This is a genomic window from Flavobacterium sp. (genome assembly GCF_024305175.1).
GTDB lineage: Bacteria > Bacteroidota > Bacteroidia > Flavobacteriales > Flavobacteriaceae > Flavobacterium.
Map to the genome: position 1 here is coordinate 1 of NZ_JAMWYY010000070.1, position 14917 is coordinate 14917.

The following is a 14917-nucleotide window of genomic DNA, read 5'->3' on the forward strand; positions in this document are numbered from 1 at the left end:
TGCAAAAAAACTATATATGGAACTTTTATCATGCCCTAAATGCCATAATAACCATATTGTTAAAAGTGGAATTGTAAACCAGAAACAGCGTTACCTGTGCAAGAAATGCAATTACTATTTTACGGTAAATAAAATAGGTAAAAAAATAGATAACTACTATGTAACTAAGGCTTTACAACTGTATTTAGAAGGCTTGAGCTACCGTGAAATAGAACGCATTATAGGTGTTAGCCATGTAACAGTAAGCAACTGGGTTAAGGAGTTCAGGGTAAAGAAGCCTTCACATGGCGATTACCATCCTACGTATAAGATTTTTAACCACCCGGAGCTGATAGAATATCTTAAAAATAAAAACCAGCTTAGCGGTGCAGGCATGATTATTACTGAACTGGGAGACAAGTTTATGCTTATAAAATGGGAGCGTTTTAAAGATTAACTATACTTATTTACAAATATATATACCACATTAGCAACACGTCGTTTCATTTTTAGAATTTGGCTGTACCGAAAACGTTTTTTTAACCACAAAAACAACCAGATTATGAAACGACTTTACCTTATTGCCGGCTTGCTGCTCGCATGCTTTGCGGGTTACTCACAAGGCTCTCCGGAGTATGGAGGTGGCTTAAAGTTTAATCTTGACACCACCGGCACAAAGTACATGCGGGTAATTGCATGGAACCAGATATGGTTTAAGAGTACAGAGTTTAATCCCGGAACCATGGTTAACGGCGAAGAGGCTACAAGCAGTACCGATATTGGTAACAGGAGGCTTCGCTTTTTGCTTTATGCACAGGTTAGCCCCCGTTATTTAATTTTAACCCATTTTGGTATTAATAACCAGACTTTTACTAATGGCGGAGCGGTAAGCTCTACAGGTACAGGCGGGTATGGTGCAGGCAAAAAGCCCGGGCTGTTTTTTCATGATGCATGGAACGAGTATGCTGTAGTACTGCCGCAGGCCGATAAAAAGTTCAGCCTTACGCTTGGCGGCGGGCTTCATTATTATATGGGGCTTTCGCGTATGACAATGGCTTCTACACTTAACTTTCTTACGCTTGATGCACCGATTTTTAACTGGCCTTTAATTGAAAACTCAGATCAGTTTGCAAGGCAGATGGGCTTTTTTGCTAAAGGCAAGGCAGGTAAGTTTGAATACAGGCTATCTTATAACAAGCCTTTTGCTACCAATGTTGCCCCTGTTGATGTGCCTGCAGCAGATGCAGCGGTTGCGGTAGATAATAACGGCAATACCAAATGGAGCACAGCCGGTTATGTAGAATACCAGTTTTTAGACCAGGAATCTAACTTTTTGCCTTATAAAGTGGGTACTTACCTCGGCACTAAAAAAGTATTTAATATTGGTGCGGGCTTTTATAATGCTCCCGAAAGCACAAAGACATCTGTAGGTGGCGAAATAGAAAAGCATGATATGAACCTTTTTGCAGCCGATGTTTTTGCCGACCTTCCTGTGGGCAGCCCCGAAAAGAAAATGGCTTTAACAGCCTACAGCGTTTTCTACAACTACGATTTTGGCCCTAATTACATCAGGAACATCGGTATTATGAATGTTGGTGTACCCAACCCTGACTTTGCAGGAGCAACCGCGCTTGCGGGCGCAGGCAGCAACCAGCCGCTTATTGGTACAGGTAATATCTGGTACACACAGGCAGGCTTCCTGCTGCCGTCTGCTACCGAAAAGCCCGTAGTGCGCATACAGCCTTTTGGTGCCTTTACTTATAAAAACTTTGAGGCTCTCGAAAAATCCAGTACGCAGTTTGATTTGGGTGCTAACTTCTTTATAAACGGTCATCATGCCAAAATTACCACCCAATACTCTACAAGGCCGGTTTATACCGCATCAGATGATGTTTCATCTAAAGGCGAATTTATTATGCAGCTACAAATCTATTTATAAATACAAAATACTTACGGTTATGGAAAAACAACAAAAAGCAACGGCGTACTGGCGGGAAAACCTTAAGTACCTGTTTATACTGCTGCTGATATGGTTTATAGTATCATATGGTGCAGGCATATTGTTTAAAGATGCATTAAACAGTATTAAGCTGGGCGGTTTCCCTTTGGGGTTCTGGTTTGCGCAGCAGGGTTCTATCTACGTGTTTGTTATCCTGATTTTTGTATATGTAAGGCTTATGAACAAGCTCGACAAAAAATATGGATACAACGATTAATTCTATTAACATTTAAAGATTTACAAAAATGGATGTTCAAACCTGGACTTATATAATTGTAGGGGTATCATTTGCCCTTTACATCGGAATCGCCATATGGTCTCGTGCCGGTTCTACTAAAGAATTTTATGTTGCAGGCGGCGGTGTATCGCCCCTTGCAAATGGTATGGCTACAGCAGCCGACTGGATGAGCGCCGCATCATTTATATCAATGGCGGGGATTATTTCATTTGCCGGGTATGACGGCGCTACTTACTTAATGGGATGGACAGGGGGCTATGTGCTGCTGGCATTGCTTTTGGCGCCCTATTTACGGAAGTTCGGAAAATTCACGGTGCCTGATTTTATAGGCGACCGTTATTACTCTAAAACAGCACGCTCGGTTGCGGTAATATGTGCACTAATTGTATCATTTACCTATGTAGCGGGGCAAATGAGGGGAGTAGGAGTAGTCTTTTCAAGGTTTTTAGAGGTTGATATTAATACAGGAGTAATAATCGGGATGATCATAGTATTGTTTTATGCCGTATTAGGAGGTATGAAAGGTATTACCTATACCCAGGTGGCCCAATATTGTGTGCTTATATTTGCTTTTATGGTACCAGCTATATTCATATCAATTCAAATGACAGGCAACCCTGTGCCGCAGTTGGGCATGGGCGGTACAGTGGCTGATGGTTCAGGAACTTATCTTCTCGATAAACTGAACGGGCTTTCTACAGAACTTGGTTTCAGCGAATATACCGATGGCTCTAAATCGCTTACAGATGTATTTGCCATAACACTTGCCCTTATGGTGGGCACGGCAGGTTTACCGCACGTAATTGTGCGTTTCTTTACGGTTAAAAAGGTAAAAGATGCACGTAAATCGGCAGGTTTAGCGTTGCTTTTTATTGCCATACTTTATACTACCGCACCTGCTGTGGCTGTATTTGCGCGTACCAACTTAATTGAAACGGTAAGCGATAAAGAATATGCCACCATGCCTGCGTGGTTTAAAAACTGGGAAAAGACAGGGCTTTTAAAATATGAAGACAAGAACCAGGACGGAAAAATTCAGTACTACAATGAAAAGTCTAAAAATGAGGAATTTTTAGCTGCCGCCCAGAAAAAAGGCTTTAAGGGAAATGAGCTTACCATTGATAATGATATCATGGTACTTGCCAACCCTGAAATTGCACAACTGCCAAACTGGGTTATTGCCCTTGTGGCTGCCGGTGGGCTTGCCGCTGCACTTTCTACTGCTGCCGGCTTACTTTTGGTAATATCATCTTCAGTATCGCACGACCTTATCAAGAAAATGGTAAAACCTGATATTTCTGAAAAAGGAGAGCTTATAGCTGCACGCCTTTCGGCAGTTGTAGCGGTTTGCATTGCCGGATACTTTGGTATTAACCCTCCGGGCTTTGTTGCTGCCGTTGTAGCGCTTGCATTCGGGCTTGCAGCCGCTTCGTTCTTCCCTGCCATCATACTGGGTATCTTTTACAAGCGCATGAATAAAGAAGGCGCTGTAGGTGGTATGATAGTTGGGCTTGCACTCATGCTTTTTTACATGCTTAAGTTTAAATTTGGTATATTTGATGGAGGCCAGGAGGCTGTAGACAGCCTTAAACCTGACTGGTGGTTTGGTATATCTCCCGAAGGGTTTGGTACTATAGCCATGATAGTAAACTTTGCCGTAGCTATAATAATAAACCAGTTTACGCCACCGCCACCGCAGGATGTACAGGAAATTGTAGAAAACATAAGGATACCTTCGGGAGCCGGAGAAGCAGTAGATCATTAATAAATACCATTCCCTGCCTGTTTAAACCAGGCAGGGAATTAGTAATATAACAGATGAAAAAACGCCATCAGCAAAAGCTAATTATACTTTCAGTTGGGCTGCTGCTCGCCTTTAATATGCCGTTACTGTTGCTTTTTGACAGCAGTGAGGCGGTTTTGGGGCTGCCGCTTATTTATGTATATATCTTTTCGGTATGGCTTTTATCAATATTGGTGTCACTTTTTGTATTCATGAGGTACTATGAGTAGTGCGGTATTACTTATTATTTTAAGCGGTTACCTTGCACTGCTTTTTTTTGTGGCACACTGGGCAGAAAAAAAAGGCAATATAAGGTGGACAAACAACCCGTATGTGTACTCGCTGTCGCTTGCTGTATATTGCAGCGCATGGACATACTATGGCAGTATAGGGCTTGCCGCCAACAGCGGGGTGGGCTACCTGCCGGTATATGTTGGGCCGGTTATTATAATACCCGCATGGATAATCCTGTTACGGAAGGTTATCCGTATTTCGCGTATCAATAAAATATCGAGCATTGCCGACTTTATTTCACTGCGTTATGGCAACAGCCGTTTTTTAGGTGCATTGGTAACGCTGATTGTGCTTTTTGGAGTACTGCCATACATAGCCCTTCAGCTAAAAGCAATATCAGAAACATTTCATGTGGTTACCAACACTACCGAGAGCACCAATTTTATATATGACACAACTACTTATGTAGCCATAGCGCTGGCGCTCTTTGCATCTTATTACGGCACACGCTATGTAGATGCTTCACAAAAAAGAAAAGGAATTGTTACAGCGGTAGCAATGGAGTCTGTATTAAAGCTGTTCTTTTTCCTGCTGCTGGGGCTTTATGTAACCTTTTATGTTTTTGATGGTTTTGGCGACATTACCGAAAAAGCTGCACAGCTTGAAGGTTATGCCCAAAAAAATACAGTCGGTGGGATACCTGAGGCTATAAACTGGTTCTTTTTATGCCTGCTTTCGCTGTTTGCCATTTTCCTGCTGCCGCGCCAGTTCCAGATGAGTGTGATAGAGAATAACAGGGAGCACCATTTAAAAACGGCTATATGGCTATTTCCGCTTTACCTGCTGTTGTTCAACCTTTTTGTTTATCCAATAGCATGGGGCGGCAATATCCTTTTTGAAGGGCAGGGGGTAAACCCCGATACTTATTCATTGATGATTCCGAGGATTATGGGTAACCCTGTTGTAACAGTATTAGTATTCTTAGGGGGCTTTTCTGCGGCTATATCTATGATAGTGGTATCATCAATAAGCCTTTCTACCATGCTTAGTAATAACATCCTGATACCTTATGGCTTTTTAGGGGCATTGCAAAGCAGTGATGAGGAAACCAACAGCAAACGGATTGTAAACATCCGGAAAATAGGTATTTTCAGCCTTGTCATAGCTTCTTATATTATTTATAAAGGGCTTGTACTAGATTATAACCTTGTATCTATAGGTTTGGTTGCTTTTGTTGTAATAGCACAGCTTGCGCCTGCCTTTTTTGGTGCTATATTGTGGAGGCGCGGTTCGCGCAACGGTGCTGTTGCAGGTATTACAGGCGGGTTTATGGTATGTACCTATACACTGCTGGTACCATATGCTACGGGCGTTGCAAAAATGGGAGGCAGCATCATTACCGAAGGCCCTCTTGGTGTTACCCTGCTAAAGCCGTTTTCATTGTTAGGGCTGGATTATTTAACCCCGGTTCCGCACGCGCTGTTTTGGAGCCTGCTCGTAAATATTTTCTTTTACATGGCTGTTTCTGTCAGTTTTAAAGGCAATTACAGGGAAAGGAATTATGCCGAAATGTTTGTAGATATTGACCGCTACATCAACATGCACGAAAAGGCTTTTATCTGGAAAGGTACTGCCTATACAAGTGATATAGAGAAGGTGCTGAAAAGGTTTTTAGGTGAGGAGCGTACCAAAAGGGCAATGAACATTTTTAACCTGAAGTATAATGTTGACAAAGACCAGGAACTTGCCGATGCACGGCTGGTAAAGTTTGCCGAAAACCTGCTGACGGGGCACATTGGTACCGCATCGGCAAAAATACTGATAGCCAGCGTTGTTAAGGAAGAGAAAATAACGCTGCCGGAAGTTTTAAAAATACTTGAAGAGAGTAAGGAAAACATCATTATTAACAAAAAGCTTACAGAAACGTCTAATGAGTTGCAGAAGATAACAGCACAGCTAAAGGAAGCCAATGAAAAACTGTTGTGGAAAGACAGGCAGAAGGATGAATTCCTCGATACGGTAACCCATGAGCTGAGAACCCCTATAACAGCTATAAGGGCGGCAAGCGAAATATTACATGATGACGACGAAATTCCCGAAGAGCTTAAAAAGCAGTTCCTTCAGAATATAATAACAGAATCAGACAGGCTTAACAGGCTTATTAGCCAGATATTAGACCTTGAAAAATTTGAAACAGGCAGGCAGGATATAAACCTATCTGCAAATAATTTAGAGGAAACGGTAAATAGAGCATTGGAGCCACTGCAGCAGCTTATTGCCAATAAAAACATTCATGTAGTTCTTAATACTTCAGGAAGCACAAAGGCTTGTTATGATGAGGACAGGATAGTACAGGTAGTAACCAACCTGTTGGCAAATGCTATTAAGTTTTGCCCTGAGCAAAACGGGATTATACACATATCAATAAATGACAATAAAGATATGTTGACTACTATGATAGAAGATAATGGCAAAGGTATAGACCCCGCAGATATAGAGCTGATTTTTGATAAGTTTTATCAATCTAATAACCAAAATATCAAAAAGCCTGTAGGCAGTGGCCTTGGCCTTGCCATAAGCAGGCAGATTATAGAGCGGCACAATGGTAAAATATGGGCAGAAAATGCAAATGGCAGCGGTGCAAGGCTTATATTTACATTACCTAAAAACTTATAAAAGCTGTTATGAAAAAAATATTGATAGTAGATGACGAGCCAAACATTGTAATGTCTTTAGAATATACTTTCAAGAAAAATAATTTTGAGGTATTTATTGCACGCGACGGGCAGGAGGCGCTTGATATTTTAAAAAGCCACCTTCCGGATGTAATAATACTGGATGTTATGATGCCGCATGTAGATGGCTATGCAACACTGGAACAGATAAAAAAAGAGGAAAGGCTTAGTGGTTGCAGGGTAATTTTCCTTTCTGCAAAAAATAAGGAGAGTGATATAGAAAAAGGCCTTGCACTTGGTGCAGATCTTTACATGACCAAGCCGTTTTCGATTAAAAAACTGATAGAACAGGTAAACGAACTGATTACCTGAACCGGTAAAAACAACAACAAAACCAACACAAATGAACTATAATGAATTTTATAACAACAGTATAGCTGACCCTGCTGTTTTTTGGCAGGAACAGGCCGATGCAATAGCATGGTTTAAAAAACCAACTGAAATACTTTCTGAAGATGGCGCAGGTTACCCGTTGTGGTTTAAAGACGGCGAGCTGAACATGTGTTATCTTGCTGTAGACAAACATATAGAAGATGGTTTTGGAGGCGAAACCGCCCTTATATATGACTCGCCTGTAACACAAACAGTAACCTACTACACCTATAATCAGGTAAAGGCAGAAGTGGCAAAACTTGCCGGAGCTATACTCTCACTTGGTTTTAGTAAAGGTGATACGGCAATAATATATATGCCCATGATACCGCAAACTGCTTTCGCCATGCTGGCATGTGCAAGGCTTGGCATAACACATTCGGTGGTATTTGGTGGCTTTGCACCGCACGAGCTTGCAATACGTATAGACGATTGCAGGCCAAAACTTATACTTACGGCTTCATCAGGAATAGAAGTGGATAAACTCATAGCATACAAACCACTTGTTGATGAAGCAATAGACCTTGCCGAACATAAACCCGAAAAAGTAATAATTTTTAACAGGAAGCTGGGTGCTAAAATTCCTTTCAGGGAGTATGACGAAGATTATGAGACACTGGTTAATTCATCTGCCGAAACAGGGTATGAAATTCTGAATTCCAACCATCCGCTTTATATTTTATACACATCCGGCACTACAGGAAAACCAAAAGGAATTGTAAGAGATACAGGTGGTTATGCCACGGCACTTAAATTTTCGATGAAATATGTTTATGATGTTGCGGAAGGCGAGGTATATTGGGCAGCATCTGATATGGGTTGGGCTGTAGGGCATAGCTACATATTATATGGCCCAATGATAAACAGGAACCCTACAGTACTTTTTGAGGGCAAACCTATCCGCACACCCGATGCAGGTACTTTTTGGCGGGTAATAGAGCAGCACAAGGTGCAAACCATGTTTACCGCCCCAACTGCGATAAGGGCAATTAAAAAAGAAGACCCGGAAGGGAAGCTGATAAAACAATATAACCTTAGCAGCCTTAAAAACCAGTTTCTTGCCGGTGAAAGGTGTGATGTTTCTACACTGGATTGGTACAGGCAGCATATACCCATACCTGTGATAGACCACTGGTGGCAAACAGAGTCCGGCTGGCCTATGGTTGCCAACATGCTTGGTGTAGAGAAAATGCCGGTAAAACCGGGTTCTGCAACCGTTCCGGTATGTGGATATAACCTGAAAATATTTAATGAAAACGGAGAAGAGGTTGGCGCAAATGAAGAAGGTTATGTAGTGGTAAAGCTGCCGCTGCCGCCGGGCAATATGCTTGGATTGTGGGAGGATGAAGCGCGTTTTAAAGCGGGATATTTTACCAAATTTCCGGAATATTACCTTGCAGGTGACGGGGGCTATCGTGATGAGGACGGATATGTATATATTACAGGGCGCATAGATGATGTCATAAATGTGGCAGGGCACAGGCTCTCTACCGCAGAAATGGAAGAAGTTGTAGCATCTCACCCTGCGGTTGCTGAATGTGCCGTAATTGGTGTTACCGATGAGCTTAAAGGGCAGGTGCCCATGGCGCTGGTGGTGGTTAAGTCGGGTATTCAGTATGAGCATTTTCAGCTTGAATATGAAATAGTGCAGCTTGTAAGAGGGCAGATAGGAGCTGTTGCCTCTATGAAAAATGTTATAGATGTTAAGCGGCTGCCGAAAACACGCTCAGGCAAAATACTCCGCAAGCTGCTGCGCAACCTGTTAGACGGTGCAGCATACCAGGTACCTTCAACAATAGATGATGAAGCAATTATTGATGAAATACTTACTGATGTAAGCCGATACAGGTCATCTAAGCATGAGGTATAGTGTATATATTATTTTAGCATAAATATATAGGATATAATTTAATACATTGATATATTTACAATTCGTAAAAATTCTCTAAATATTTTATAAGATGAGTTATTATCAGGTCAAAAATCTCGAACAATATTTTAAACATTATAATAAATCCATACGTGAGCCAAGAAAATTCTGGGAACGTATTGCCGATGAAAATTTTACATGGTACCAAAAATGGGACAAGGTTGTAGAGTTTGATATGCAGGAGGCTAATATCAAATGGTTTTTAAATGCCAAAGTAAATATTACCAAAAACTGCATAGACAGGCATTTGGCAAAACGTGGCGAAAAAACTGCCATTATTTTTGAACCTAACAATCCTGCCGAAGCAGCACAGCACATAACGTACAATGAGTTGTATGACAGGGTTTGCAAAATGGCTAATGTACTGCGCGACCAGGGCATTAAGAAAGGGGACAGGGTGTGCATATACCTGCCAATGATACCCGAGCTTGCTGTTGCAGTATTGGCCTGTGCCCGTATAGGCGCAATTCACTCTGTTGTATTTGCAGGTTTTTCTGCTTCTGCGGTAACTTCAAGGATAAATGACAGCGCCTGTAAAATGGTTATAACATCAGACGGAGGCTTCCGTGGTAATAAGACCATAGAGCTTAAAAGTATTATTGACGAAGCACTGCAAAAGTGCGAAACAGTAGAGAAAGTACTTGTTGTTAAGCGCACAGGCTCTGAAGTTAAGATGAAAGAAGGCCGTGATATATGGTTACAACCACTACTTGACGAGGCAATGGCTAATAACGTTGCCGAGATTATGGATGCCGAAGATCCGCTGTTTATATTATATACATCTGGCTCTACAGGTAAACCTAAAGGTATGCTGCATACTACAGCAGGTTACATGGTATATTCGGCATACACCTTCAAAAATATATTTGCCTACGAAGAAAATGATGTGTACTGGTGTACGGCAGATATTGGCTGGATTACCGGACATTCTTATATTGTTTACGGCCCGTTGCTTAACGGTGCCACAACAGTTATTTTTGAAGGCATTCCTTCATATCCTGATTTCGGGCGTTTTTGGGAAGTGATAGATAAGCATAAAGTTACCCAGTTCTATACCGCACCAACAGCAATACGTTCTCTTGCAAAAGAAAACTGGGAATGGGTAGATAAATACGATCTGTCTACGCTAAAAGTAATAGGCTCTGTAGGCGAACCAATTAATGAAGAGGCGTGGCACTGGTATAACGACCATGTCGGCAAGAAAAAATCACCAATTGTAGATACCTGGTGGCAAACCGAAACGGGAGGCATAATGATATCGCCACTACCATTTGTGACACCAACCAAACCTACTTATGCAACTTTGCCATTACCGGGTGTGCAGCCTGTGCTCATGGATGAAAAGCGAAACGAAATTGAAGGTAACCAGGTAGTGGGCAGCCTTTGTATAAAATTCCCCTGGCCGGGAATGGCGCGCAGCATCTGGGGCGACCATCAAAGGTTTAAAGAAACCTACTTTTCTACCTTCCCGGGTAAATACTTTACAGGCGACGGCGCACTGCGAGATGAGGTAGGGTATTACCGCATTACAGGCCGTGTAGATGATGTGGTTATAGTATCGGGACACAACTTGGGCACAGCACCTATAGAAGATGCCATTAACGAGCATCCGGCTGTTGCTGAATCGGCTATAGTTGGTGTCCCGCACGATGTAAAAGGCAACGCCCTTTACGGCTTTATTATCTTAAAAGAGTCAGGCGAGGGCAGAGACAGGGAAAATCTTAAGAAAGAGATTAACGAACATATCTCAAGCCATATCGGGCCTATTGCCAAGCTTGATAAAATTCAGTTTGTATCGGGGTTACCAAAAACACGTTCAGGTAAAATCATGAGGCGTATACTCAGGAAAATAGCAGAAGGCGATTTCTCTAACTTTGGCGATACTACTACTTTATTAAATCCTGAGATTGTTGAGGAAATAAAAGAAGGAAAACTATAACAACAAACACATACTATTTTTTGAAACAGCCTTTAAGGGCTGTTTTTTTATGCCTAAACCAAACAGATTTATGAACATTTAATTATGTAAAGCCAATCTTAAAATGAGGGTTAAATTACTTTTATATTGATATATTTGTTTACAAGTATCTTCACTGCACTATGTCATCATCTTATTTTTCAGATTCAGCAATAAAAATGGCCTTGAAGGCCTCAGGTATCGGTGCTTGGCAGTTATCTGTTTCATCAGGTATGATGCAGATTGATGCTGTTTCAGCATCATTATTCGGGCTACAGGGAGAAAGTGAGGTACATTATACCGATATACTCAGGTATACACATCCGAGGGATGCAGATGAAACGCTTGCTACATGGGAGTCTTTTATAACCGCTGCCACCGGCGATATTGCGTTTAAATACCGCCTTTCGCAACAGCTTGACGGTAAAAGGCTTTTGGTGCGCGGTAAATTTTTTAATGAAGAAGGTGCTATTATTGCTTCAGGTACTGTTCAGCAAATCCGTAACAGTAACTTTTTTGAGCCACAGGTAGGGCAGTATGACCTTAGATCTATAATAGCAGAAGCGCCTTTAGCTGTAGGATTATATGTAGGCAGGGAGCTAATTATAGGCATTGCTAATGATGTTATGCTTAGCTATTGGGGTAAAGACCGTTCTGTAATAGGCACAAGGCTTGAAAATGCTGTTCCGGAGCTTGAGGGGCAGCCTTTCCTTCAGATACTTGATAATGTTTTTACAACAGGTGTTATTTACCAGGTATTTGAAGCACCGGCAAGGCTCGCGCTTAATGGTGTACTGGATGTATATTATTTCGACTTTACCTATAAGCCAATGTATGACGAAAAAGGTGAGATATATGCCATACTCAATACTGCAGTTAACGTTACAGACAGGGTTATAGCCAAGCGCAAAAGGCAGGAATCTGAATTAAAAATCAGGGCTATAGTTGAACAAAGCCCTGTAGCCATTGCTTTCCTGAGCGGAAAGGATATGGTAATAGAAGTGGGTAATGAACGAATATTCGAACTTTGGGGTAAGGGCACTGCAATTACCGGTATGCCAATAGCAGAAGCATTGCCTGAAGTAAAAGACCAGGGTTTTATAGATCTTTTGGAAAATGTATATACTACCGGCGAAACATTTTACGGCTATGATTACCCCGCAAAACTTATGCATAGCGGCGAGCTGAAAGATTTTTATTTTGACTTTACCTATTCTGCACTGCGAGATGAAGAAGGCAACATTAATGGCGTATTAATACTTGCTACCGATGTTACCCAGCGTCTTAAAAACGTGAGAAAATTGCAGGAAAGCGAATCGCAGATAAGGGCTATCGTAAACTCTGCCCCGGCTGCTATGGCAGTTTTCAGGGGTAAAGACCTTATAATAGATGTTACCAACAAAGCATTTCAGGAAATTGTTGGCCGCAAGGAAGATATAACCGGTATGCCGTTGCTTGAAGCAATGCCCGAAATGGCAGGGCAGAAATCTATAGACCTTATGCACCATGTACTTGAAACGGGTGAAAAAGTGCATAATTATGCCCGCCAGGTAGATATTGTTAAGCATGGGGTAATGACGCATAATTATTATAACGTAAGCTATACACCGCTTTTTGATGCCGATGGCAAGGTTACCGCAGTCCTGGATGTTGCTATTGATGTTACCGAATCGATGAAAGTGCGCCAGGCTATAGAGGAAGCCGAAGCCTCCTTGCGCGGGGCCATAGAGCTTGCCGAGCTGGGTACATGGAGTTTTTATCCGGAAAGCAGTATGGTTACCTATTCTGAAAGGATGCTGCAGTGGTTTGGTTTTGATGGTAAAACAGTAACCTTAGATCAGGTACTGCAAGTAATACATGCTAAAGACCGTGACAGGATTGCCGCTGCCGTAGAAAAAGCAATAAGGCCGGGTTCTGACAGGCATTATGATGAGCAATATACCGTTGTAAACCGCATAACAGGCCGTGAGCGTATACTGCACGCACAGGGCAGGGCCTTTTTTAATGAAGAGGGCACCCCTTATTTACTTACAGGTACGGCGCAGGACATTACGGCTCAAAAGAAATTACAGCTTGAACTGGAAAATCAGGTTAAGGAAAGAACAGAAGAACTGCAGCGGGCCAATGTAGAACTTGAGGAAGCCAACAGGCAGCTTATCCACTCTAATGAGGAACTGGCGCAGTATGCTTATGTGGCAAGCCACGACCTGCAGGAGCCGCTTCGTAAAATAAGCATCTTTTCTAACCTGTTGCGCGAAAAAGATACAGAAGGCAGGCACAAGTCTGTTATAGATAAGATATTGAAATCATCTGAAAGGATGTCATTACTTATTAAGGACTTGCTGGAGTTTTCGAGGCTTTTAAACCCGGATATACGATTTGTAACTGTTAACCTTACCGAAATTGTAAAAGCTGTTATTAACGACTTTGAACTGCTTATAGAGGAAAAGTCGGCTAAGGTTAGCTATGAAAACCTCGCTGAAATTGAGGCTGTACCACTACAAATGAACCAGCTTTTTTATAACCTGATAAGCAACGCCCTTAAATTCGTACCTAAAGAAAGACAGCCGCAAATAACCATTAGTTGCGACATTGCAGATAAAGAAACCATTAATACCCACATTGCCCATGCCGACATATATACTGCTTACTATGTTTTTACTATAAAAGATAACGGCATTGGCATAAGTCCGCAATATGTTAAGCAGGTGTTTGAGGTCTTTAAAAGGCTGCACGGGCGCGAGGAGTATTCAGGGTCGGGTATAGGGCTGGCAATATGCAGGCGCATAGTAAATAATCATAACGGCGCCATATTTATAAAATCAGAGCCTGATGCCGGTACCTCATTTCATATATTACTTCCTGAAAAACAAAAGCAATAATAATTATATGAAACCTTTTTTTGCCGAACTGTTTCAGTACACATACCATTTTAATGATAAAGTAACCGATGCGCTAATTGCAAGCAGTATTGTGCCCATGCCTGAAAAAGCCCTTACACTGCTTAACCACACCATTAATGCCCACGAAATATGGAATGCACGTATTAACGGCAGCGAGTGCCACACGCAGGTTTGCGAAATGCGCCCGATAGACAAACTAAAGACAATTAACACGCAAAACTATCAGGACTCACTTGCCATACTTGAAAGTGCCGACCTTGAAACGGTTATCAGTTACATTAACAGCAAAGGGCAGCCGTTTACCAACACGGTAAAGGATATCCTTTTTCATGTAATTAACCACAGCACCTACCACAGGGGGCAAATAGCTACCAGTTGTAAAGAAAATGGCATTATGCCACTGGTAACCGATTACATTTTTTATAAAAGGGATTTGGAGGTTTGAGTTGGTTTAAAGTCATTTTCTTTGATAGATGCTCAAAGTGTGATAGTTCATTAAAATGTCAAAAATGCCTGAGTCAATGATAGTTGTTTTAATAATTACCTATATCTAAATGGTTAATTAAATATCTGCATGAAACATAAGTTAACAAAAAAGTTAATAATATTCTTTCTGTCACTAGGTTTTATTAGTGCTGCTATATACTTTCATTATGGTTTTTTAATATTGTCAACGATATAATCTATTCACAAGACAAAATTCCCGATTTGCATAAAAACGATATTTATTATTTTATGGAAGAAAAGATAATATTTAAAAACTGTGTTGCTATACTATTATCGGTTT

The 14917-nt window shown here is 41.5% G+C and carries 10 protein-coding genes and 1 pseudogene; all 11 read left to right on the top strand.

The window, feature by feature from the left end; translation table 11 throughout:
- Window positions 1–436: helix-turn-helix domain-containing protein (locus Q0K96_RS13185; RefSeq protein WP_297334449.1), on the top strand; the 436-nt coding region annotated here is incomplete at its 5' end.
- A gap of 105 nt (window positions 437–541) precedes the next feature.
- Window positions 542–1918, top strand: coding sequence for a porin (locus tag Q0K96_RS13190; protein ID WP_297334450.1), 1377 nt, complete (start codon window positions 542–544; stop codon window positions 1916–1918).
- 19 nt (window positions 1919–1937) lie between these two features.
- Window positions 1938–2195 carry a DUF4212 domain-containing protein gene (locus Q0K96_RS13195; protein WP_223052665.1) on the top strand — a complete coding sequence of 86 codons (258 nt, stop codon included), beginning with the start codon at window positions 1938–1940 and terminating at the stop codon, window positions 2193–2195.
- Window positions 2196–2223: 28 nt separating this feature from the next.
- Complete coding sequence (locus Q0K96_RS13200) at window positions 2224–3981, top strand: sodium:solute symporter family protein (RefSeq protein WP_297334451.1); 1758 nt, start codon at window positions 2224–2226, stop codon at window positions 3979–3981.
- Between the two features lie 53 nt (window positions 3982–4034).
- Window positions 4035–4229 (top strand): hypothetical protein, encoded by a 195-nt coding sequence (locus tag Q0K96_RS13205; RefSeq protein ID WP_297334452.1) that lies wholly within the window; start codon window positions 4035–4037, stop codon window positions 4227–4229.
- Window positions 4222–6909, top strand: a complete 2688-nt coding sequence (locus Q0K96_RS13210; RefSeq protein ID WP_297334453.1) for an ATP-binding protein — start codon at window positions 4222–4224, stop codon at window positions 6907–6909. The genes Q0K96_RS13205 and Q0K96_RS13210 overlap by 8 nt, the downstream gene beginning before the upstream one ends.
- An 8-nt stretch (window positions 6910–6917) precedes the next feature.
- A complete protein-coding gene (locus Q0K96_RS13215) occupies window positions 6918–7280 on the top strand; it encodes a response regulator (protein ID WP_297334454.1) in 363 nt (120 codons plus the stop codon).
- A 19-nt stretch (window positions 7281–7299) separates the two neighbouring features.
- Window positions 7300–9210, top strand: a pseudogene (locus Q0K96_RS13220) (acetate--CoA ligase); the annotation flags it as partial.
- Between the two features lie 91 nt (window positions 9211–9301).
- The gene (acs, locus tag Q0K96_RS13225; protein WP_297334455.1) at window positions 9302–11209 is read left to right on the top strand and encodes an acetate--CoA ligase; all 1908 of its coding nucleotides are present in this window, start codon (window positions 9302–9304) and stop codon (window positions 11207–11209) included.
- 197 nt (window positions 11210–11406) lie between these two features.
- Window positions 11407–14109: a PAS domain-containing protein gene (locus tag Q0K96_RS13230; RefSeq protein ID WP_297334456.1), complete on the top strand. Its 2703-nt coding sequence runs from the start codon at window positions 11407–11409 to the stop codon at window positions 14107–14109.
- A 7-nt stretch (window positions 14110–14116) separates the two neighbouring features.
- A complete protein-coding gene (locus tag Q0K96_RS13235) occupies window positions 14117–14575 on the top strand; it encodes a DinB family protein (RefSeq protein ID WP_297334457.1) in 459 nt (152 codons plus the stop codon).
- The last annotated feature ends 342 nt before the right edge of the window (window positions 14576–14917 follow it).

Bases quoted from the DNA above. Each gene is read 5' to 3' on its own strand.
- Q0K96_RS13210 (WP_297334453.1), top strand. From the start codon at position 4,222: ATGAGTAGTGCGGTATTACTTATTATTTTAAGCGGTTACCTTGCACTG.
- Q0K96_RS13195 (WP_223052665.1), top strand. From the start codon at position 1,938: ATGGAAAAACAACAAAAAGCAACGGCGTACTGGCGGGAAAACCTTAAG.
- acs (WP_297334455.1), top strand. From the start codon at position 9,302: ATGAGTTATTATCAGGTCAAAAATCTCGAACAATATTTTAAACATTAT.
- Q0K96_RS13235 (WP_297334457.1), top strand. From the start codon at position 14,117: ATGAAACCTTTTTTTGCCGAACTGTTTCAGTACACATACCATTTTAAT.
- Q0K96_RS13215 (WP_297334454.1), top strand. From the start codon at position 6,918: ATGAAAAAAATATTGATAGTAGATGACGAGCCAAACATTGTAATGTCT.
- Q0K96_RS13190 (WP_297334450.1), top strand. From the start codon at position 542: ATGAAACGACTTTACCTTATTGCCGGCTTGCTGCTCGCATGCTTTGCG.
- Q0K96_RS13200 (WP_297334451.1), top strand. From the start codon at position 2,224: ATGGATGTTCAAACCTGGACTTATATAATTGTAGGGGTATCATTTGCC.
- Q0K96_RS13205 (WP_297334452.1), top strand. From the start codon at position 4,035: ATGAAAAAACGCCATCAGCAAAAGCTAATTATACTTTCAGTTGGGCTG.
- Q0K96_RS13230 (WP_297334456.1), top strand. From the start codon at position 11,407: ATGGCCTTGAAGGCCTCAGGTATCGGTGCTTGGCAGTTATCTGTTTCA.